Origin of the sequence: Streptomyces sp. NPDC051322, assembly GCF_040689485.1 — a bacterium.
Classification (GTDB): Bacteria; Actinomycetota; Actinomycetes; order Streptomycetales; family Streptomycetaceae; genus Streptomyces.
In genome coordinates this window covers 614,517-635,724 of sequence record NZ_JBFBAK010000003.1, presented here as the reverse complement: position 1 = coordinate 635,724, position 21,208 = coordinate 614,517, and the positions used below count along the sequence as shown (strand labels likewise).

Annotated in this window: 16 protein-coding genes and 1 pseudogene; 3 read left to right on the top strand and 14 right to left on the bottom strand. The window is 68.9% G+C overall.

Annotated elements, in window-relative coordinates; all coding sequences use genetic code 11:
- Positions 1-312: 312 nt before the first annotated feature.
- From topA to AB0436_RS11110, 6 genes are all read right to left on the bottom strand, one after another.
- A complete protein-coding gene (gene topA, locus AB0436_RS11135) occupies positions 313-3,171 on the bottom strand; it encodes a type I DNA topoisomerase (RefSeq protein ID WP_366467469.1) in 2,859 nt (952 codons plus the stop codon).
- 354 nt (positions 3,172-3,525) lie between these two features.
- On the bottom strand, positions 3,526-5,106 hold the full coding sequence (locus AB0436_RS11130) for a methyltransferase (RefSeq protein ID WP_366467468.1): 1,581 nt from the start codon (positions 5,104-5,106) through the stop codon (positions 3,526-3,528).
- A 99-nt stretch (positions 5,107-5,205) separates the two neighbouring features.
- Positions 5,206-5,775, bottom strand: coding sequence for a small secreted protein (locus AB0436_RS11125; RefSeq protein ID WP_366467467.1), 570 nt, complete (start codon positions 5,773-5,775; stop codon positions 5,206-5,208).
- A gap of 224 nt (positions 5,776-5,999) precedes the next feature.
- Positions 6,000-8,411 carry a sodium-translocating pyrophosphatase gene (locus AB0436_RS11120; protein ID WP_366467466.1) on the bottom strand — a complete coding sequence of 804 codons (2,412 nt, stop codon included), beginning with the start codon at positions 8,409-8,411 and terminating at the stop codon, positions 6,000-6,002.
- A 240-nt stretch (positions 8,412-8,651) separates the two neighbouring features.
- Positions 8,652-9,116 carry an ATP-binding protein gene (locus AB0436_RS11115; protein ID WP_366467465.1) on the bottom strand — a complete coding sequence of 155 codons (465 nt, stop codon included), beginning with the start codon at positions 9,114-9,116 and terminating at the stop codon, positions 8,652-8,654.
- Positions 9,117-9,201: 85 nt separating this feature from the next.
- The gene (locus AB0436_RS11110) at positions 9,202-9,555 is read right to left on the bottom strand and encodes an STAS domain-containing protein (RefSeq protein ID WP_003967428.1); all 354 of its coding nucleotides are present in this window, start codon (positions 9,553-9,555) and stop codon (positions 9,202-9,204) included.
- An 80-nt stretch (positions 9,556-9,635) separates the two neighbouring features.
- Here AB0436_RS11110 and AB0436_RS11105 point away from each other — a divergent pair, with 80 nt between their 5' ends.
- Positions 9,636-12,224, top strand: coding sequence for a DEAD/DEAH box helicase (locus AB0436_RS11105; RefSeq protein ID WP_366467464.1), 2,589 nt, complete (start codon positions 9,636-9,638; stop codon positions 12,222-12,224).
- Between the two features lie 40 nt (positions 12,225-12,264).
- On the opposite strand, the pseudogene AB0436_RS11100 reads toward AB0436_RS11105, so the two are convergent.
- From AB0436_RS11100 to ssd, 7 genes and pseudogenes are all read right to left on the bottom strand, one after another.
- Positions 12,265-12,486: pseudogene (locus AB0436_RS11100) on the bottom strand (Rv3654c family TadE-like protein); the annotation flags it as partial.
- A gap of 109 nt (positions 12,487-12,595) precedes the next feature.
- Positions 12,596-13,003 carry a TadE family type IV pilus minor pilin gene (locus tag AB0436_RS11095; RefSeq protein ID WP_366467463.1) on the bottom strand — a complete coding sequence of 136 codons (408 nt, stop codon included), beginning with the start codon at positions 13,001-13,003 and terminating at the stop codon, positions 12,596-12,598.
- Between the two features lie 112 nt (positions 13,004-13,115).
- Positions 13,116-13,298 carry a DUF4244 domain-containing protein gene (locus AB0436_RS11090; protein WP_366467506.1) on the bottom strand — a complete coding sequence of 61 codons (183 nt, stop codon included), beginning with the start codon at positions 13,296-13,298 and terminating at the stop codon, positions 13,116-13,118.
- Positions 13,299-13,502: 204 nt separating this feature from the next.
- Positions 13,503-14,279 (bottom strand): type II secretion system F family protein, encoded by a 777-nt coding sequence (locus tag AB0436_RS11085; protein WP_366467462.1) that lies wholly within the window; start codon positions 14,277-14,279, stop codon positions 13,503-13,505.
- Positions 14,280-14,290: 11 nt separating this feature from the next.
- Positions 14,291-15,112, bottom strand: a complete 822-nt coding sequence (locus AB0436_RS11080) for a type II secretion system F family protein (protein ID WP_366467505.1) — start codon at positions 15,110-15,112, stop codon at positions 14,291-14,293.
- Positions 15,113-15,126: 14 nt separating this feature from the next.
- A complete protein-coding gene (locus AB0436_RS11075) occupies positions 15,127-16,263 on the bottom strand; it encodes a TadA family conjugal transfer-associated ATPase (protein WP_366467504.1) in 1,137 nt (378 codons plus the stop codon).
- An 86-nt stretch (positions 16,264-16,349) separates the two neighbouring features.
- A complete protein-coding gene (ssd, locus tag AB0436_RS11070) occupies positions 16,350-17,453 on the bottom strand; it encodes a septum site-determining protein Ssd (RefSeq protein WP_366467460.1) in 1,104 nt (367 codons plus the stop codon).
- A gap of 487 nt (positions 17,454-17,940) precedes the next feature.
- Here ssd and AB0436_RS11065 point away from each other — a divergent pair, with 487 nt between their 5' ends.
- Positions 17,941-18,798 (top strand): HAD-IB family hydrolase, encoded by an 858-nt coding sequence (locus AB0436_RS11065; RefSeq protein ID WP_366467459.1) that lies wholly within the window; start codon positions 17,941-17,943, stop codon positions 18,796-18,798.
- A gap of 313 nt (positions 18,799-19,111) precedes the next feature.
- Here AB0436_RS11065 and AB0436_RS11060 read toward each other — a convergent pair whose 3' ends face one another.
- Positions 19,112-19,972, bottom strand: a complete 861-nt coding sequence (locus AB0436_RS11060; RefSeq protein WP_366467458.1) for an oxidoreductase — start codon at positions 19,970-19,972, stop codon at positions 19,112-19,114.
- 102 nt (positions 19,973-20,074) lie between these two features.
- Between AB0436_RS11060 and AB0436_RS11055 the strand changes: the two genes are divergently transcribed.
- Complete coding sequence (locus AB0436_RS11055) at positions 20,075-21,064, top strand: ATP-binding protein (protein ID WP_366467457.1); 990 nt, start codon at positions 20,075-20,077, stop codon at positions 21,062-21,064.
- Positions 21,065-21,208 lie beyond the last annotated feature (144 nt).

The following is a 21,208-nucleotide window of genomic DNA, read 5'->3' as shown; positions in this document are numbered from 1 at the left end:
GCCCCCCGAACATTTGGCCGCACTGATTGCGTACGTGCACTGAGCAGGTGTCAGCTGCGGGTCGTCGACCGCCCGGATGATGCGAAGAGGCCGGTGCGGCAGCGCCCACTTCCCCCGCTGTGCACCGGCCCTCGGAGCCTGCTCTGCCGGCCGTTCGACGTCGCCCCGGGCGCAGTCGTCACCCCGGGCGCAGTCGTCACCCCGGGCGCAGTCGTCACCCCGGGCGCAGTCGTCACCCCGCGGGCAGTCTGCGCCCCGCAGGCGGTCTTCGCCCTGCAGGCGGTCGTCGCCCCGCGTGCAGTCGGAGCCGACCTACTCGTCGGAGGTCGCTGCCGTGGCGGCCGTCTTCGTCGCCGTGGTCTTCTTCGCGGCCGTGCTCTTCGCGGCTGCGGTGGTCTTCTTCGCCGCGGTCGCCTTCTTGGCCGTGGTGGCCTTCTTCGCCGCGGTCTTCTTGGCGGTGGTGGCCTTCTTGGCCGGAGCCTTCTTCGCCGCCTTCTTGACCGTCTTCTTGGCGGTCTTCTTCGCCGGGCCCTTGGCGCGCTTCTCGGCGAGCAGCTCGTAGCCGCGCTCGGGGGTGATGTCCTCGACGCTGTCGCCGGTCCGCAGCGTCGCGTTGGTCTCGCCGTCGGTGACGTATGCACCGAACCGGCCGTCCTTGACGACCACCGGACGCTCACTGACCGGGTCGGTGCCCAGTTCCTTGAGCGGTGGCTTGGCCGCGGCTCGCCCGCGCTGCTTGGGCTGCGCGTAAATCGCCAGGGCCTCGTCGAGCGTGATGTCGAAGAGCTGGTCCTCGGTCTCCAGGGAGCGCGAGTCGGTGCCCTTCTTCAGATACGGGCCGTACCGGCCGTTCTGCGCGGTGATCTCCACGCCCTCGGTGTCCGTGCCGACCACCCGGGGCAGCGACATCAGCTTGAGCGCGTCGGCCAGTGTGACGGTGTCCAGGGACATCGACTTGAAGAGCGAGGCGGTCCGCGGCTTGACGGCGTTCTTGCCGGTCTTGGGGGTGCCCTCCGGAAGGATCTCCGTGACGTACGGGCCGTACCTGCCGTCCTTCGCCACGATCTGGTGGCCGGACTCGGGGTCGGTGCCCAGTTCGAAGTCGCCGCTCGGCTTGGCGAGCAGCTCTTCCGCGTACGCCACGGTCAGCTCATCGGGCGCCATGTCGTCGGGGACGTCGGCGCGCTGGTGGTTCTCGGAGTCCTTCTCACCGCGCTCGATGTACGGCCCGTAACGACCGACGCGCAGCACGATGCCTTCGCCGACCGGGAAGGACGAGATCTCCCGGGCGTCGATGGCGCCCAGGTCGGTGACGAGTTCCTTGAGTCCGCCGAGATGGTCGTCGCCGCCGCCTTCCGAGGCCGCGCCCACCGCGTCGCCCTCACCGAAGTAGAAGCTCTTCAGCCACGGCACGGACTGCGCCTCGCCCCGCGCGATGCGATCGAGGTCGTCCTCCATCCGCGCGGTGAAGTCGTAGTCGACGAGATGCCCGAAGTGCGTCTCCAGCAGATTGACCACGGCGAAGGACAGGAAGGACGGAACCAGCGCGGTGCCCTTCTTGAAGACGTAGCCGCGGTCGAGGATCGTGCCGATGATCGAGGCGTAGGTCGAAGGGCGGCCGATCTCCCGCTCCTCCAGTTCCTTGACCAGCGAAGCCTCGGTGTAGCGGGCCGGCGGCTTGGTGGCGTGGCCGTCGACGGAGATCTCCTGGGCGGAGAGCGCGTCCCCCTCGGCGACCTGCGGGAGCCTGCGCTCGCGGTCGTCGAGCTCGGCGTTCGGGTCGTCGGCGCCTTCGACGTACGCCTTCATGAAGCCGTGGAAGGTGATCGTCTTGCCGGACGCGGAGAACTCGGCGACCCGGCCGTCCGACGCGGTGCCCGCGATCTTGACGGTGACCGAGTTGCCGACTGCGTCCTTCATCTGGGAGGCGACGGTCCGCTTCCAGATCAGCTCGTAGAGCCGGAACTGGTCGCCGGAAAGACCGGTCTCCGCGGGGGTGCGGAACCGGTCGCCCGAGGGACGGATCGCCTCGTGCGCCTCCTGCGCGTTCTTGACCTTGGCCGCGTACGTGCGCGGCTTCTCCGGCAGGTAGTCACTGCCGTACAACTGCGTGACCTGGGCGCGGGCCGCGGAGATCGCGGTGTCCGAGAGAGTCGTGGAGTCCGTACGCATATAGGTGATGAAGCCGTTCTCGTACAGCTTCTGCGCCACCTGCATGGTCGACTTCGCGCCGAATCCCAGCTTCCGGCTGGCCTCCTGCTGGAGCGTCGTCGTGCGGAACGGGGCATACGGCGAGCGGCGGTACGGCTTCGACTCGACCGAACGGACGGCGAAGGCCGTGTCGGCGAGAGCGGCGGCGAGCGCCCGGGCATTCGTCTCGTCGAGATGCAGCACGTCGCTCTTGAGCTGCCCCGTCGAGTTGAAGTCGCGGCCCTGGGCGATCCGGCGGCCGTCCACCGAATTCAGCCGGGCGAGCAGGGTCGAAGGGTCGGAGCTGTCGCCCTGGCGGCCGGTGGAGAAGGTGCCGGTCAGGTCCCAGTACTCGGCGGAGCGGAAGGCGATGCGCTCGCGCTCACGCTCGACGACCAGGCGGGTGGCGACGGACTGCACACGGCCCGCCGACAGGCGCGGCATGACCTTCTTCCACAGGACCGGCGAGACCTCGTAGCCGTAGAGACGGTCGAGGATGCGGCGGGTTTCCTGGGCGTCGACCATGCGCTTGTTGAGCTCGCGCGGGCTGGCGACGGCAGCCCGGATGGCTTCCTTGGTGATCTCGTGGAACACCATCCGGTGCACCGGGACCTTGGGCTTCAGGACTTCCTGCAGGTGCCACGCGATGGCTTCGCCCTCGCGGTCCTCATCGGTGGCGAGGAAGAGTTCGTCGGACTCTGCGAGGAGCTCCTTCAACTTCCTGACCTGGGACTTCTTGTCCGAGTTGACGACGTAGACGGGCTGGAAGTCGTTTTCGACGTCCACCCCGAGACGGCGCACCTCACCCGTGTACTTGTCCGGCACCTCGGCGGCGCCGTTCGGGAGGTCGCGGATGTGCCCGACGCTCGCCTCGACGATGTAACCCGGGCCGAGGTAGCCCTTGATCGTCTTCGCCTTGGCGGGCGACTCGACAATGACGAGTCGGCGGCCGCCGTGTGCGGTCTCGCTGGTCGGGGACAACGTTGCTCTTCTCTCCGGTCGGCACTCGTGGTCATGCTCGCTGCGGAGTGTGACGGTACATCCCGCCCCCGTGTCAAACGGCGAAAGCCCGCAACGGCCACTGGAACGGTAACCCGACTACCGCCATTCCTGCCGCCCGGATCGGTTCACTGGCCTCCTGCCGCCCCCTTCCCCGGCCGTCCCACCCCTTGCGGCGCTACACGCCACCGGACCTACCGCTGCGAAGAACTCCGCACCTCAGGCCCGGATGAGCACCAGGCGCGGGGTCGGACGGCCTCACGCATAACCTTCCGGGAAACGGCGGCCGAAATCACGCTCCGGGGGACAGCGGTCAGGTGCCGGGGCGCCCACCGGCTACATCGGTTCTATCGGCTCCATCGATTCCGTCGCTTCCACCGGTTCCAGGAAGCCCTCCTCCACCAGCAGGCGAATGGACTGCGGGGTGCGATCCCTGAGCACCACCGGATCTTCGCCGAGCAGCTGTGCGATGGCGTCCAGGATCTGCCCGGCGGTGAGTGTCCCGTTGCAGGCTCCGGCGAAGCCCGCGCCCACGGTGTCGACCTTCGTGGCGCGCCGCATGCCGCGGTTCTGCCGGAGGATCACATGCTCGGGGTCCTCGGCGCCGGGCAGCCCCACCTGCTCCTGCACCACTTCTTCGGCCAGCTTGAAGCGGCCGGCCAGCAGTGCGGCGTCGTCGTGGCTGCGCAGATGATCCTGCCGCTCGAAATGCGCACGTACGGTCTCGCCGAGCGGCTGCTCGACGGGGTGCGGCCACTCCTCCGCCACGATCGACGGACGGTCCGAGCCGGATTTGTACAGCGTGATCCAGCCGAAGCCGACGGCCTTTGTCTTACGGGACTCGAACTCATCCAGCCACGCCTCGTACCGCGCGGCGTAGGTGTCCGGATCCGCGCGGTGGTCGCCGCTGTCACGGAGCCACAACTCGGCGTACTGCGTGACGTCCTGCACCTCGCGCTGGATGATCCAGGCATCGCAGCCACGTGGCACCCAGGACCGCAGGCGGTCCTGCCACTCCTCGCCCTCCACATGCTGCCAGTTGGCGAGGAACTGGGCGTAACCCCCCGGATTCAGATGCTCACCCGCCCGCTGCACCAGTGAACGGCTGAGGTCGTCGCCACCCATTCCGCCGTCCCGGTAGGTCAGCCGAGCTCCGGGGGAGATGACGAACGGCGGGTTCGAGACGATCAGGTCGTAGCGCTCCCCCTCGACCGGCCCGAAGAGCGAGCCCTCTCGCAGATCGGCCGCCGGGGCGCCGGACAGCGCAAGGGTGAGCCGGGTGAAGGCGAGCGCCCGTGGGTTGAGATCGGTGGCGGTCACCGCCGTGGCGTACTGAGCGGCGTGCAGGGCTTGGATGCCCGACCCGGCGCCGACGTCGAGCGCTCTTGCGACAGGTGTGCGAACGGTGATTCCGGCGAGCGTGGTGGACGCTCCGCCGACCCCCAGCACCACCCCTTCGTCATGGCTGCCGATGCCGCCCGCCCCACCGACCGCGCACCCCAGGTCCGAGACGATGAACCAGTCCTGACCCTCCGGTCCGCCGTACGGCCGGACGTCCACCGTCGCGCGTACGTCGTCGCCGTCCGACGCCAGCCAGCCGTCCGCAAGGCAGTCCGCCAGCGGCAGCACGGCGGCGGCGCGCTCCGATGGCACCGGCCGCTGCAGCAGGAACAGCCGCACCAACGTCTCCAGCGGCGTCCCACCACGGGTGACGCGCAACGCGGGCACCGTTTCGCTGCGTGCCAGCGCGGCGTAGGCGGGCGCACCGAGCAGGTCGAGCAGACCGTCCACGGTGAAGTCCGCGGCGAGCAGAGCGTCGCGGAGCAGGGGCGAACGATCGGGCGCGGGAAGACTGGTCGTACTCACCCGCCCATTGTGGCTGCTCGCACTGACAACGGCATCAACGCGGCCCGGCATTCGTGGTCCGGCATGCGCGGTGCGCCGGGCCGGCGCTCGCCCCGGGCCGGCCGCTCCTGATGGGGCAGCCGTGGGCGCGCACCGGCCGCGTGCGGTGGGTCAGGTCTTGCTGGGGGTGGCGGTGGGCGAGGGGCTCACAGCGGCGACCTTGCAGGCGTCCTGGCTGAGCAGCGCCTTGCCGGTATCCCCCGAGAAGAGCCGCTTGTACGCGGTTTCGTTGATCTTCTTCATATTGTCGCCGACGCTCTTGAGGCCCTCGGAGAACTTCTGCTGATCCTTGACGTTCAGAGCGTCGACCTGCTTCTGCAGGTCGGCGTACGCCTTCGAGTTGGCGGTCAGTTCGGTGATGGCGTCCTGCTGGATCTTCTTGCCGTCATCGCCCGGCGGCGGTCCCGCCTTCTTGAGGTCGGCGGCGATAGCGGCGTCGGCCTGGGACAGATCCTGGAACGCCGCCGAGTCGGCCTTCTGGATGTCCGCCGGTTTGCCGTCCGCCGCGACGGCGGTGATCTGCTGGTTGGCCTTGTTGATCTTTTTCAGTTGAGGCCCGATGTCACCGCAGAGCGACTTGGCCCAGTCGTTCATCTTGTCGCTGCTGTCGTCACTGCAGCCCGACAACGCCAGTACCAGTACCGCGCCGCCGGACAGTGCGGCTGCAAGCTTCTTGTTCACCGGATTGGTCCCTTCCAAGGCTCTCGGCCCCGGAACATACACGCCAAGCGGGCGACGCTCGCGCGTCATGCGTCCGGCTTACTCCGTATTGCAGCCATTTGCACCAAGGAGCTACTGGCGAGACAAGGCTCACGAGCGCGCCGGGGAAGCACCTGAGCGGGGACGGACGAGGCGTCAGCCGACGTCGTCCGCCCCCGCGCTGATGGGGTGTTACGGATACCGCCTCACGATGCCACCGCGGGATCGGCCTGTCCCGGGACCCGGTCCCCCGCGCCGCCGTCGCTGTCCTCGCTGTCCTCCCCGACGGCGATGCCGCGCCGTTTGGACACGTACACCGCAGCGACGATCACCACGACGGCGACCGCGGCCACCACCGCACGTATCCCGACGCTCGCGTCGTCTCCATAGCTGAACTTCACCACCGCCGGTGCGATCAGCAGCGCCACCAGGTTCATCACCTTCAGCAGCGGGTTGATCGCGGGTCCCGCGGTGTCCTTGAACGGATCGCCCACGGTGTCGCCGATGACCGTGGCGGCGTGGGCGTCACTGCCCTTGCCGCCGTGACGGCCGTCCTCGACGAGCTTCTTGGCGTTGTCCCACGCGCCCCCGGAGTTGGCCAGGAAGACGGCCATCAGGGTGCCTGCCCCGATCGCCCCCGCGAGGAACGAACCGAGGGCGCCGACCCCGAGGGTGAAGCCGACCGCGATCGGCGCCATGACGGCGAGCAGGCCCGGGGTGGTGAGTTCGCGCAGCGCATCTTTCGTACAGATGTCGACCACCCGGCCGTATTCCGGTTTTTCGGTGCGGTCCATGATGCCGGGATGGTCGCGGAACTGCCTGCGCACCTCGTAGACCACGGCGCCCGCCGATCGGGACACCGAATTGATCGCGAGCCCCGAGAAGAGAAAGACGACGGCGGCTCCGAACACCAGGCCCACCAGATTGTTGGGCTGGGATATGTCCATGCTGAGTCCCAGTTCGCCCGCCTTGGCATGGACGTCGTCGACGGCGGTGGCGATGGCGTCGCGGTACGAGCCGAAGAGCGCCGACGCAGCGAGGACCGCTGTGGCGATGGCGATGCCCTTGGTGATGGCCTTGGTGGTGTTGCCGACGGCGTCCAGGTCGGTGAGCACCTGGGCGCCCGCTCCTTCGACGTCGCCGGACATCTCGGCGATGCCCTGAGCGTTGTCGGAGACCGGGCCGAAGGTGTCCATCGCGACGATGACACCGACGGTCGTCAGGAGTCCGGTGCCGGCCAACGCCACCGCGAACAGAGCGAGCATCACCGAGGTGCCGCCGAGCAGGAAAGCCCCGTACACACCGAGTCCGATCAGCAAGGCGGTATAGACGGCGGATTCCAGTCCGATGGACACGCCGGCGAGCACCACGGTCGCGGCCCCGGTCAGTGAGGACTTTCCGATGTCTCTGACCGGTCGGCGACTGGTCTCGGTGAAATACCCGGTCAGTTGCTGGATGAGCGCCGCGAGCACGATGCCGATGGCCACCGCGACCAGCGCCAGGACCCGCGGATCGCCGCCGCGACCGGTGATCGCGGTGTCGGTGACACCGTCCAGCCCGTGGTACGTCGATGGCAGATACATATAAACCGCCACGGCCACCAGGATCAGCGAGATCACCGCCGAGATGAAGAAGCCTCGGTTGATGGCCGACATGCCGCTGCGGTCGGCGCGCCGCGGTGCGACAGCGAAGATACCGACCATCGCCGTGACCACCCCGATCGCCGGGACGATCAGCGGGAAAGCGAGCCCGAAGTCCCCGAAGGCGGCCTTGCCCAGGATCAGCGCGGCGACGAGGGTCACGGCGTACGACTCGAAGAGATCGGCCGCCATGCCGGCACAGTCGCCCACGTTGTCGCCCACGTTGTCGGCGATGGTCGCCGCATTGCGCGGGTCGTCCTCCGGGATGCCCTGCTCGACCTTTCCGACCAGGTCGGCGCCGACGTCCGCGGCCTTGGTGAAGATGCCCCCGCCGACCCGCATGAACATGGCGATCAGCGCGGCGCCCAGGCCGAAGCCTTCCAGCACCTTGGGTGCGTTCGCGGCGTAGACGAGTACGACGCAGGAGGCGCCGAGCAGGCCGAGACCCACCGTGAACATGCCGACCACGCCACCCGTACGGAAAGCGATCTTCATAGCTCGGTGCGATACAGCGGTGAGATCCTTTTCCGGCTCGCCCATTGCCGGAGTCGCTTCCCGCGCGGCGGCCGCGACGCGCACATTCGCCCGCACCGCGAGACGCATGCCGATATACCCGGTGGTTGCCGAGAAAAGCGCACCGACCAGGAAGAACGCGGAACGACCGGCTCGCTGTGACCAGTTGTCGGCAGGGAGAAGGAAGAGCAGGAAGAACACGACGACGGCAAAGATGCCGAGGGTGCGCAGCTGCCTTCCCAGGTAGGCATTGGCGCCTTCCTGCACGGCCGCGGCTATCTGCTTCATCGAGTCGGTACCCTCACCGGCCGCCAGCACCTGGCGTACCAGCAGCTGTGCGACGAGCAGGGCCGCCAGCGCCACCACGGCGATGACGATCACGATGATCCGGTTGCCGTCGGTGAGTGTCACCGCGGCCAGTGAAGTGATGGGTTCGGACTGCTGTGGGTCGAAGAGCCCCGCCATTCGTCCTCCTTGATGCTCAGAGCACAAGATGTGGACGGATTGTAGGGATCGGATCCTGATCAAAAAAGAGCGCGGTAAACGAAATTGACCTTCGCTCGAATAAACCCCTTCGGCGCCAGTAATGGGGCAGAGGCATTGACTGACGATAAAAGATCTAGGGCAAATAAAAAGGCCCTGCTCAGCAGGGCCAAAAGGAGGATCAAGAAAGGGGGATCAAGAATGGACTTGAAAGATCAGCGATCACGGAAGAACTGTCGCCGACGTCGTCGCCAGCGTCGTCGGCCAGGTCATCCGGATGACTCCGCCGGCCGCGCTCGACATGACTTCCACGTCGTCGACGAGGCCGCTGATGACCGCGAGACCCATCTCGTCCTCGCCGTCACCGGACGGCTCGACGTCTCCACCGGCCGAGGTGCTACGCACCCCCGGAACCGCGGAAGCCGCCTCGCCCGTGCTCGGCATCTCGTCCCCGACCTCGATGGAGAAGGCCTTCTCCTCCTCGGTCAGTACGACCCGGACCGGAGCCACGATGCCATTACTGCGGTGCAGACCCACCGCGCGAGAGCATGCCTCGCCGACCGCGAGTCTCACTTCGTCCAGCACAGCCTCGTCGACCCCGGACCTGCGTGCCACTGCGGCTGCCACCAGACGGGCCGTTCTGACATGTTCGGGCTGGGCGCTGAAACGGAGTTCAACGGTGGCCATGCGATCCCCTCAGACGTTCGGGCGTGCTTCTCGAAGGGACCGGGCTGGGAGCCCGGTACCCCTCTTCGTTCTTCCTCCGGAGCCGTCAGTCCGTTGCGGCGACGGCTTCGTCGACCGTGGTGTGGATCGGAAACACCTTGGTCAGACCGGTGATACGGAAGATCTTGAGAATGCGCTCCTGGTTGCAGACCAGGCGCAGCGAGCCCTCATGGGCACGCACGCGCTTCAGGCCGCCTACGAGCACGCCGAGTCCGGTGGAGTCGAGGAAATCCACGCCCTCCATGTCGACGACCAGGTGGTAACTGCCGTCGTTCACCAACTCGACCAACTGCTCGCGCAGCTTGGGCGCGGTATATACATCAATCTCGCCACCGACCTCGACGACCGTACGGTCGCCACCAGGTCCGGACACATTGCGAGTCGACAGGGACAGGTCCACGGATCCTCCAGCACCTTGCTATCGAGCGGCCGCCCCCTGGGGTCTCCCCGGCGGAGCCAGAGAACGGATCGCCAGCCGCGATGGCATTCAATCACTTACCAGCAGCCATGCACGACGCCTTCGGTCCATTGTCCGTCATGCCAGTGACACACTCGGTGCCGATGGCCAAGAATCACCGCTACCGGCGACCCACCGAGGACACGGGTCTGCGACCCGGTCCCCAGGACGTCCTCGACCGTCTCTGCGCAGGGCAGAGCCGGGCTTCGCGCATCACTCATACGGAGCACCTGCCCCCGCGTGAGGGACGTCATGCCATCTGGCCGGACCGCATCCGGCCAGAAGTGCTCGCTGCCATTCGGACACGCGGCATCGAACACCCATGGGTCCATCAAGCCACAGCTGCCGAACACGCGCTCGACGGCGAGTCTGTGATCATCGCCACCGGCACCGCTTCGGGCAAGTCGCTCGCCTATCTGGCCCCGGTGCTCTCCACTCTCCTCGACGGTTCGGAGGCCCCCAACGGCCGGGGGGCGACCGCCCTCTATCTCGCTCCTACCAAGGCCCTCGCCGCCGACCAGCGACGCACCTTCGGAGAGCTCGCCGCGCCGCTCGGTCAGGGAATCAGGCCCGCGGTGTACGACGGGGACACGCCGGTCGAGGAACGCGAATGGGTGCGCCAGTACGCCAACTACGTCCTCACCAACCCCGACATGCTGCACCGCGGGATACTCCCCTCCCATCCACGCTGGGCCTCCTTCCTGCGCGCGCTGCGCTTCGTGGTCATCGACGAGTGCCACACGTACCGGGGAGTCTTCGGCTCGCACGTGGCCCAGGTGGTGCGGAGGCTGCGCCGCCTCTGCGCCCGCTACGGCGCCGACCCGGTCTTTCTGCTGGCCTCCGCCACCGCCGCCGACCCTGCCGTGGCCGCGGGGCGCCTCACCGGTCTCCCGGTCCACGAGGTGGCCGATGACGCCTCCCCGCGCGGTGAGCTGGTCTTCGCCCTGTGGGAGCCGCCGCTCACCGAACTCCACGGCGAGCAGGGCGCACCCGTTCGCCGTACCGCCACTGCCGAAACCGCCGACCTCCTCACCGATCTGGCCGTGCAGGGGGTCCGCTCGGTCGCCTTCGTGCGTTCCCGGCGTGGCGCCGAGCTCATCGCCGTCATCGCCCAGGAACGTCTCGCCGAGGTAGACCGTGCGCTGGCCCGCCGGGTCGCGGCCTACCGGGGCGGCTATCTGCCCGAGGAACGGCGGGCCCTCGAGGCGGCCCTCCATTCGGGTGAGCTGCTCGGTCTGGCCGCCACCACCGCCCTGGAACTCGGCATCGACGTGTCCGGCCTCGATGCCGTGGTCATCGCCGGCTACCCGGGTACCCGTGCGTCCCTGTGGCAGCAGGCAGGCCGCGCCGGACGGAGCGGCGGGGGCGCCCTCGCCGTCCTGGTGGCCCGTGACGACCCCCTGGACACCTATCTCGTCCACCATCCCGAGGCGCTGTTCCAGCAGCCGGTGGAGTCCACCGTGCTCGATCCCGACAACCCGTACGTACTCGCCCCTCACCTCTGCGCGGCGGCTGCGGAACTTCCGCTCACCGAAGCAGACATGCATCTGTTCGGCCCAGCTGCCGCAGGCCTCATGCCACAGCTGGAATCCGCGAAGCTGCTGCGCCGACGTGGGCGGTCCTGGTACTGGACCCGGCGAGAACGCGCCGCCGACCTCGCCGACATCCGGGGCGGGGGCGGCAGCCCTGTCCAGATCGTCGAAGCAGGGACCGGGCGGCTGCTCGGCACGGTCGACGAGGCGTCCGCCCACACCGCCGTCCACGAGGGGGCGGTCCACCTCCATCAGGGCCGCACCTACGTAGTGAAACAGCTGGACCTGGAGGACTCGGCCGCTCTCGTGGAGGAAGCGAGCCCGCCGTACTCGACCACCGCGCGGGACACCACCGCCATCGCGGTGCTGCAGACCGACACCGAGATCCCCTGGGGGTCCGGACGGCTCTGCTACGGCTCCGTCGAAGTCACCAATCAGGTCGTCTCCTTCCTGCGCCGCAGGCTCATCACCGGCGAGGTGCTCGGCGAGTCCAAGCTGGATCTGCCGCCCCGGACGCTGCGCACCCGGGCGGTCTGGTGGACAGTCACGGAAGACCAACTGGACGCCGCCCGTGTCAACCCCGAGCAACTGGCCGGCGCCCTGCACGCCGCCGAGCACGCCTCCATCGGGATGCTGCCGCTCTTCGCCACCTGTGACCGCTGGGACATCGGCGGCGTCTCCATCCCGCTGCACCCGGACACCCTGCTGCCTACCGTCTTCGTGTACGACGGCCATCCAGGCGGCGCAGGCTTCGCCGAGCGGGCCTTCCGTACGGCCCGGGCATGGCTCACCGCGACCCGCGCGGCCATCGCCTCCTGCGAGTGCGAAGCAGGCTGTCCCTCGTGCATCCAGTCCCCGAAATGCGGCAACGGCAACGACCCGCTGCACAAACGAGGCGCAGTACGCCTGCTCACCGAACTGCTCAGGGGCGCCCCCGAGGATGTTCCGCACGTATCTGCGGGTTCAACCGCCGAAGGGACTGAACGGGCCGATGCGGCCGAACGGGTGGACCTGGTGGACCCGTCGGATCCGCCGAGCCCGCTGAAGCCACCGAGTCCGGTGGACCGGCCCGCGCCCTGACCTCCGGCCGATACGGGCCGAAGCCCGCCTGCGCGGTGACGTCGGCGATCTCGCCACTCACCGCGCAGCGCACCACCCTGGTGCCCTGTGCCCCCGCCACCTTCGCTGCGGCCCCACAGGCGGTTTTCCGGCCGAGCAAGGCCCGATCGGCCGCAGCGAGCGCCGCGAGGTCGGCAGCGGCACCCGCCCGGTGACGTGCGGCCACGGCCTGGCCCATCGCGAGCAGAGCTGCGAAGACCACACAGAGCGAAGCTGTCGCCATCGCTGCCCAGACGGTCGCGAATCCCCGGTCGCCGGCGCCTTCCCACGGGCTCCTCACGACCTCATCCCCGATCGGCTCCGATCGCCTGCATCGGCTGCATCGGCTGCACTCATGCCGGACCGCGCCTCTGCTGCCGGCTCGTTCCTGCCACGGGAGGATCCGCCGCCCCCACCTCGTCCTCGGCGAAAGCCGCGGCCGCCGCGCCGACCGTCAGGGCGAGCGGGCCCGGCCCCGGCATCGGGGCCTCGACCCGAACCCGCCAGATGTCTCCAGTCCGGCCCAGTGTGATCCGTGCGCCTCGTGGAGCGGCCGAGCGGGCGGCGGCGATCGTGGCCGCCCGCGGCTCCGATCTGGCGGCCGCCCGTGCGCCGGCCCGTGCCGCGTCCATGCACTGGATCTGTGCGGAGGCCGCGGTCAGGGCCCAGACCAGCGCCATCGTGAACAGCACCAGGGCAGGGATCACCATGGCCGCCTCGGCCGATACCGATCCCCTCTCCGCTGCTCCCGTTCCTCTCATCAGGGCGAGTCGCGACTCGGGTCGCGGCCGGCGTTCCAGGTCTCGTCCCCTTGCTCCTCCCGCTGTTCCTGCTGTTCCTGCCGCTGTTCCTCCCGCTGTTCCTGCCGCTGGTTCAGAACTTCGCATTGAGAGCCTTCTCGACGACGGCCTGCAACGCTGCGGCGACCGGACCGCTGGTGACGACTTTGTAGAGGACCGCGGCAAAAGCGCAGGCTGCGATCGTGCCTACCGCGTACTCGGATGTGGACATACCGGCATCCCCACCGGCTCCGGAGCCGCGCCTGAGCACATACATGCGATGGCGGAGCCAGCGCCGTGTGTTCCAGGCGGTCCGTGCGTGTCGGCTGCCCCGTACGTCGAGCGCCTTCGATACGTGGTGCGTGTGCTGCATCGCGATCTCCCTGTGTTCTCTGTGGCCTGGTGTTCTCTGTGGCCTAATTGATCTCTGGAGCCTGGTGATCTCTGGGGTCTGGTTCATGTGGTGGATGGAGCGGGTCAGTCAGTGCGCCTTCAGCAGGTGGCTCGCCAGTCCGATCACCACCGGCACCACTCCGACCGCCAGGAAGGCGGGCAGGAAGCAGAGGCCCACCGGCCCGGTGATCAGCACGCTCGCCCTGCCGGCACGGTCCTTGGCCGCCCTGGTGCGCTCTGCCCTGAGCCCCTCGGCCATACGGGTCACCGGCTCGGCCGCAGGCGCTCCCGTCGACGCCGACCGTTCCAGGCAACGGGCCAGACGGGCAGCACCCGGCACCGAGCCGAACCGCCCCCAGGCGATCGCCGGTTCGCCACCGAGCCGGAGCTCTGCCGCAGTCCGGGCCAACGCATCGCCGACCGACCCGCCCAGGGATTCGCCAACTGCTTCGGCCGCCTCCCGGGGCCCGGCTCCCGAGGCGACACAAGCCGCCAGCAGCTCAGCAGCGAGCGGCAGTTCGCGGGCAGCGGCCTTCGCTTGCGCGTCAGCGGCCCCGGACGGCTTGCGTCGAAGCTGCCGGCGGCGCACTCCGTACCCGGCGGCAAGACCGATACCGAGGCCGACCGCTCCGCCGACCAGTACGTATCCGACGGCAACCGCCACCAGCGGTGTGCCCCAGCGCCTCACCCAGACCCCGAGATCCGGCCTCCAGCCGGCCTGGGCCGCACCCACCGGCAGCAGCGCGGTGACCCGTCTGCGCAGCGTCCTCCGGCGTCTTCGTCCAGCCCAGGCGATCCCCAGCCGGGACACCGCGGTGACCACGCACAACGCCACCCCCAGCCTGTGGACAACATCGGTGGTCATGAAGCCCCCGCTCATGCGTCCTCCCCTGCTCGGACGATCTGTCCCGCCCAGAACAGCCCCGCTGTTTCCAACACCCCGCCCGCCAGCAGGCAGCAGAGCCCGGCTGGGGTGTGCAGCAGTGTCCACAGCGGGTCGGCGCCCAGCGCGGTGCCGAGCAGCAGCCCGCCCACCGGCAACAACGCGAGAACCAACACGGTCGATCGGGCACCGGCCAGCTCGGCGCGTAGATCGGCCCGCTGATCCCGCTCGGCCCGCAGTGCGCTTTCCAGACCGTCGAGCCCAGAAGCGAGTCCCGCCCCGCCGTCCACCGACACGCGCCAGCACGCGGCCACACCGACCAGCCCGCCCGCTCCCGGCTCCCGCGCCGCCCGCCGCAACGCATCGGGCACGTCACCGCCGAAACGCGCCGCAGCCAGCACGGCGGCCTCTGCCTCGCCCAGTGCCCCCGAACCCCGCCCGGCCGCGAGCAGCGCCTCCCCCGGCTGCCGTCCTGCTCTCAACTCACCGGCGACCGCACCGCACAGAGTGATCACGGCGTCAGTCCGCTGCCGTTGTTTCCGCGCCGCGTCGGCCGCCCGAAGCCGCCGTCCCAGCAGCGGTACCGCCAGCGCCCCCACCAGCAGCGGCAGCATCGAACCGCCCAGCAGGGCAATCACCGCCGCCGCGGGCATGCACAGCCACTCGCGCCGCAGCCTCGCGCGCGCCCGGTCCCACCCCGAAGCGACCCACGGTGCCGATCGCACACCATCGGCGAACAGCAGCCGCGCCCTGCGCAGCCCCCGCTCGCGGCAGGCCGCCGACCAAAGAACCAGCACCGCACACAGAACCGCCACCGACGTCGGCGCGTTCACAGCGCGTCCCCGATCATCGATCGCAGCCGCTGCCAGCCGGGCCCCTGGACGAAGCCGTCCGCTTCCCACCGCAGCGCCGGCACGGTCACCACCAGACCGGCCGCGTCCCGCTCCAGCACATGGACCTCGGCTACCTTGCGGCGCCCGCCACGGTCACGTACAAGATGGACGACCACGGCCAAGGCAGCCGCCAACTGGCTGTGCAGCGCCGCTCGGTCGAGTCCAGCAGCCGTTCCCAGGGCTTCGAGACGTGCCGGTACGTCCACGGCCGCGTTGGCGTGCACCGTCCCGCACCCGCCCTCATGGCCGGTGTTCAGCGCGGCGAGCAGTTCAGTCACCTCGGCCCCGCGCACCTCTCCCACCACCAGGCGGTCGGGCCGCATCCGCAGCGCCTGGCGGACCAGGTCCTGCAGGCTCACCCGCCCTGCGCCTTCCTGGTTCGGCGGCCGGGACTCCAGCCGCACCACATGCGGGTGATCGGGTTTCAGCTCCGCCGAATCCTCGGCGAGCACAATCCGCTCGGCCGGGCCCACCAGGCCGAGCAAGGAGGACAGGAGTGTTGTCTTACCCGATCCGGTACCGCCACTGATCAGGAAGGACATCCGGGCGTCGATCAGGGCTCGCAGCATTCGATCACCGCCCGGCGGGACCGTCCCCGCCGCGACCAGTTCCGCCAGCGAGAAGGCCTTCGGCCGTACCACTCGCAGCGAGAGACAGGTCGATCCGACGGCCACCGGTTCCAGCACCGCATGCATCCGGGTGCCGTCCGGCAGCCGCGCGTCCACCCACGGCCTGGCGTCGTCGAGCCTCCGCCCGGCCACCGCGGCGAGCCGCTGCGCGAGTCTGCGCACCGCGGCCGAATCCGCGAAGGCCACATCGGTCAGTTCGAGCCCGCCACCGCGGTCGACCCAGACCCGGTCCGGCGCAGCCACCAGCACATCGGTCACCGTCGGATCGGCGAGCAGAGCTTCGAGCGGCCCGGAGCCGACGAGCTCCGAACGCAGTTCCTGGGCTGCCCCCAGGAGCTCGGCGTCGCCCAGCAACCGCCCCTGGGCCCGTAGCGCCGCAGCCACTCGGGCCGGGGTGGGCTCGGCGCCGCTCTGCGCGAGACGCTGTCGCACAGCGTCCAGCAGGGGCGATGCGGTGCTGGTGGACTCGAGTCCGCCGGGAAACTGTGATCGATCGGTGAACGGTGATCCGCCGGTCACCGCCTTCGGGCTCACGAGACGCGTTCCTCAGCCAGCGCCTGATCCCAGAACGCGGAACAGAACCTGGCCAGCGGTCCTCGCGTGCGACCGCCCGGCGGTGTGCCGCGGCTCTGCGCCTCGAGCAGGCCGTCCTCGACGGGCAGTTCACCGACCAGAGGGAGATCGAGGGCGCGTGCCACCCATTCCTCGTCCAGGCCCGCGGCGTAGGGCCCACGCACGACGGCCCGCAGATCCGGCAGGACCATGCCTGCCATCGAGGCCACCCGGGCTGCCGCCGCGACGGCCCTGAGCTCTCCCGGCACCACCAGCAACCCGAGGTCCAGTTGGGCCAGCGCCTCCGCGACTCCTTCGTCGACCCGTCGGGGCAGGTCCACGACGACCACACCGCCACCCCGGCGTGCGGCCCCCAGAACAGCGCGCATCGCCTCGGGAGCGATCACCACAGCATCGGCCCGGCCCCAGCTGAGCACCCGCAGTCCGTGCAGCTCCGGCAGGGATTCCTCCAGCGCGCTCCCCCCTACTCGCCCCTTGGAGCAAGCGAAATCCGGCCAGCGTCTGCCTTCCGTTTGCTCGCCGCCGAGCAGCACATCCAGTCCCCCGCCCAGCGGGTCTCCGTCGATCAGCACCGTGCGCTGCCCGCTCCTGGCCGCAGTGACCGCCAGCGCACAGGCCAGCGTGGAAGCGCCGGCTCCGCCCCGTCCACCGATCACACCGACGGTGAGCGCCTGGCCCCCCAGGCCCTCGACCACATCGGCGATCCGCTCAACCAACCAGTTCTCGGCGTCCGGGAGGCGCAGCACATGGTCGGCGCCGATCTCGACCGCCCGCTGCCACACGTCCGGATCGTCCTGGTCCCTCCCGACGAGATACACGCCTGATCTGCGCGTGTTTCCCCGGACCCGTCCGGCCGCGTCGTCCCCGACGAGAACCAGTGGGGCACTTTCCCAGCTGCCCCTGCGTTCCGGTGCTCCGTGATGGACCTCCGGTTCGACGCCGGCCGCGGCACACAACCGCAGCAGATCGTCCAGCAGTGCCGCGTCCTCAGTCAGGATCAGCGGTCCGCCCGGCCGTCCGTCGATGGTCGGGGGCCGGTCAGGTGTGACAGATCCAGGCATGATCTTCCGTCCCTCTCACAGTGATTTGCGCCGAGTCGCGAAGCCGCCGCGAACGAGCTGCGGACTTTGCGAGCGGAATCACCGTGCAGGGATCCAGGAAATTGAGTGGATCTTGCTCGAAAACTGTGGACAACTCAAGGATTGTGAATATGTCGGCCACTCTTATCGGCGGCTTCCGGAGAGCAGCGTGGTCATCACGCTCCGTGACCGGTATCAAGGTGGGGAGCGGATCACCGTTGCCCGAAGGGGAGGACAGTCCATGACCATCGAAGGTGCCGGAGCGCGGAAGTCACGGCCGAAAACGGGTCCGGACATGCGACGACCCCAGCCGGGGGGGAGAGCTGGGGTCGTCCCCACGTCCGACTCGGGGGGGGAGGAGCCGGACGGGGATAGCACGGTCGCGAACGATCCGTGACTTCCATGGTGTACCCGAAGGCCTTCTCAGGCAAACCCACGCGCCGCAGCGTAAGCCGAATGGCGGGCACCTATGCTCGGCGTTGTGGAAAACCACTCGTCGCCTCGTACAGCCGCCTTCTTTGACCTCGACAAGACGGTCATCGCCAAGTCGTCGACGCTGACCTTCAGCAAGTCGTTCTATCAGGGCGGCCTGATCAACCGCCGCGCCGTACTCCGCACCGCCTACGCCCAGTTCGTATTTCTGGCGGGCGGCGCGGACCACGATCAGATGGAGCGGATGCGCGCGTACCTGTCGGCGCTCTGCAAGGGCTGGAACGTCCAGCAGGTCAAGGAGATCGTCGCCGAGACACTGCATGACCTGATCGACCCGATTATTTACGACGAAGCCGCCTCACTCATCGAGGAGCACCACACCGCCGGCCGCGATGTGGTGATTGTCTCCACGTCCGGCGCAGAGGTGGTCGAGCCGATCGGGGAGTTGCTCGGCGCGGATCGGGTCGTTGCCACCCGGATGGTGGTCGGAGCGGATGGCTGTTTCACGGGGGAGGTGGGGTACTACGCCTACGGGCCGACCAAGGCGGAGGCCGTCAAGCAGCTCGCCGCGTCCGAGGGCTACGACCTCGAGCGCTCCTATGCCTACAGCGATTCGGTGACCGACGTGCCGATGCTGGAATCAGTGGGTCATCCCCACGCGGTCAATCCCGACCGAGCGCTGCGGCGGGAGGCGGTCGCACGGGATTGGCCGATTCTCGTCTTCAACCGGCCGGTGAGGCTGAAGCAGCGACTGCCGGCTCTGCGCATGCCGCCTCGGCCGGCGCTGGTCGCCGCCGCCGCTGTCGGAGCTGCCGCCGCTACCGCCGGCCTGGTTTGGTATGTGAACAGGGGCAGTCGAGCAGGCCGCAGACACGACGCATTTGCCCGTATTTGAGCCGATAAGCAAAGAACTGAGGCGAGGGGTTCCCCTTGCTCCACGACAGGAGTACAAAGGTTTTAACGGCCCGCGAGACCAAGGACATCCGAGAGGATCACCTGAAACCGCATGAAGGCCCCACGGACCGAACATGAAAACTGGGCACCCACGCGACGTCGACCCGTCGATTACGGGCCAGCCGCACCAGGGCACGGGCGAAGTCCCGACCTGATGGGCAATTTTCGAGGACGCTTGGTAACTCAGTGGCCATGTCGGCGGCGGTACTGCTCAATCGGTATCGCCGCCACTTTTTGCCACCGGGGCCCGATGCTCAGGCCGCGCCGCGCTGGAGAGCCTCACACACCGCCGTGGATTCCCGGACGCCGAGCTCGACCGCACGGCCGCAGTGCGCGATCCAGGCAGCCATACCCTCCGGGGTCCCCGATACGTAGCCGTCCAGCGCCGACACGTACGCCGCCCGCCCCAGCTCGGCGTGGCCGACCTCAGCGGGACAGATCGACCTGGGGTCCAGCCCGCTGCCGATCAGCACAATGCGCTCGGCTGTCCGGGCGACCAGCCCGTTGCATGAACCGAACGGGCGGAGGGCCAGCAACTCACCGTGCACCACGGCAGCCGTCACCAGCGCCGGAGCGGAGCTGCCCGCGAAGACGAGCTGCGAAAGGCCCTCCAGCCGCACTGCCACCTCGTCGGCATCGGGCAGTGGAAGCTCGATCAGCGGCTCGTCCGCCTTTTCACCCGTCAACCGCGGGCGGCCCACCGATTCCGTCGAGTCGGCGGCGGCCACCAGGTGCAGCCGCGCCAGCACCCGCAGCGGCGACTGCCGCCAGACGGACAGCAATTGCCCGGCCTCGGCGGACAGCCGCAGAGCGGCTCCGACCGTACGGGCCTCGGGATCGCCGCTGAAGTCGGTACGCCTGCGCACCTCCTCCAGATCCCAGTCCGCCCCGGACAGCGCGGCCGAGCCGCGCGCACCACGCAACGCCGCCTCCGCCGTCACCTCGTTTCCGCGCCGGCGCATGACACGGTGCCCGTAGACCCGGTCCACTGCTTTGCGTACGGAGTCCACGGCGCCGTCGACGCCGGGCAGCCGGCCCAGTGCCGCAAGGGGATCTGAGGGATCAGGAGGGGTCGCCGGGGATCCGGCGGACGACCTCCGGGAGAACGCAGTCATAGGAAGCGAGGCTACGCGTCCATAGCACTCACCCCACGTTGGAGTGGTCTTCTTCACTTACCGGGCGCACGCACAGCTTCCGTCCGACTACGCTTCGTGAACATGAAGATCGCTTTCGTGGGGAAGGGCGGCAGCGGCAAGACGACGCTGTCCTCTCTCTTCATCCGCCACCTGACCGCCAACGAGGCTCCTGTCCTCGCCGTGGACGCGGACATCAATCAGCATCTGAGCGCCGCACTCGGTCTCGACGACGAGGCATCCGCCGCCCTACCGGCGATGGGTGCACATCTCCCGTTGATCAAGGACTACCTGCGCGGCAGCAACCCTCGCATCTCCTCGCCCGAGACGATGATCAAGACCACACCACCGGGCAGAGGATCCCGTCTGCTCCGGATCGACGAGGACAATCCGGTGTACGCCGCCTGTGCGCGTCGGGTCACCCTGGACGACGGCGAGATCAGGCTGATGGTGACGGGGCCCTTCACCGAGTCGGATCTGGGTGTGGCCTGCTATCACTCCAAGGTCGGCGCGGTGGAGCTCTGTCTCAACCACCTCGTCGACGGTCCCGAGGAATTCGTTGTGGTCGACATGACGGCGGGGTCCGACTCCTTCGCCTCGGGCATGTTCACTCGGTTCGACCTCACCTTCCTGGTGGCGGAACCCACCCGGAAGGCCGTCTCCGTCTACCGCCAGTACAAGGAGTACGCCCGGGACTTCGGCGTGGCACTGAAAGTCGTCGGCAACAAGGTGCGGGACGCGGACGATCTGGCGTTTCTGCGCACCGAGATCGGCGACGACCTGCTGGTCACCGTCGGTCACTCGGATTGGGTCCGCGCGATGGAGAAGGGGCGCCCGCCCCGGTTCGAGCTGCTCGAAGCCGAGAACCGGCTGGCGCTGCAGTCGTTGCAGGACGCGGCCGAGGACAGCTACCCGGACCGCGACTGGGAGCGATACACGCGCCAGATGGTGCACTTCCATCTGAAGAACGCAGAGAGCTGGGGGAACGAGAAGACGGGCGCAGACCTGGCCGCCCAGGTCGATCCCTCCTACGTGCTCGGTGAGCGCTGCGCCGAGGTCGCCCCTGCCTCGTGACAGCCCGCATCAACGGGTCCGATGCGGCCCGATGAAGCGTTCGGCGCCCCACCGGGGTCGCCGTGGAGGGCCGGGCAGTCGGCGAGCCGACGTCCGGCCCTTCTCGCTGCCCTGCCGGAGCGGGGAGCAGCATCACCGGATCGA

Excerpts from the sequence above, each read along its gene's own strand:
- AB0436_RS11130 (WP_366467468.1), bottom strand. The coding sequence starts at position 5,106 with ATGCCGGGCCGCGTTGATGCCGTTGTCAGTGCGAGCAGCCACAATGGG.
- AB0436_RS11120 (WP_366467466.1), bottom strand. The coding sequence starts at position 8,411 with ATGGCGGGGCTCTTCGACCCACAGCAGTCCGAACCCATCACTTCACTG.
- AB0436_RS11115 (WP_366467465.1), bottom strand. The coding sequence starts at position 9,116 with ATGGCCACCGTTGAACTCCGTTTCAGCGCCCAGCCCGAACATGTCAGA.
- AB0436_RS11105 (WP_366467464.1), top strand. The coding sequence starts at position 9,636 with ATGGCATTCAATCACTTACCAGCAGCCATGCACGACGCCTTCGGTCCA.
- AB0436_RS11095 (WP_366467463.1), bottom strand. The coding sequence starts at position 13,003 with ATGAGAGGAACGGGAGCAGCGGAGAGGGGATCGGTATCGGCCGAGGCG.
- AB0436_RS11090 (WP_366467506.1), bottom strand. The coding sequence starts at position 13,298 with ATGTATGTGCTCAGGCGCGGCTCCGGAGCCGGTGGGGATGCCGGTATG.
- AB0436_RS11085 (WP_366467462.1), bottom strand. The coding sequence starts at position 14,279 with ATGACCACCGATGTTGTCCACAGGCTGGGGGTGGCGTTGTGCGTGGTC.
- ssd (WP_366467460.1), bottom strand. The coding sequence starts at position 17,453 with ATGCCTGGATCTGTCACACCTGACCGGCCCCCGACCATCGACGGACGG.
- AB0436_RS11065 (WP_366467459.1), top strand. The coding sequence starts at position 17,941 with ATGCTCGGCGTTGTGGAAAACCACTCGTCGCCTCGTACAGCCGCCTTC.
- AB0436_RS11060 (WP_366467458.1), bottom strand. The coding sequence starts at position 19,972 with ATGACTGCGTTCTCCCGGAGGTCGTCCGCCGGATCCCCGGCGACCCCT.
- AB0436_RS11055 (WP_366467457.1), top strand. The coding sequence starts at position 20,075 with ATGAAGATCGCTTTCGTGGGGAAGGGCGGCAGCGGCAAGACGACGCTG.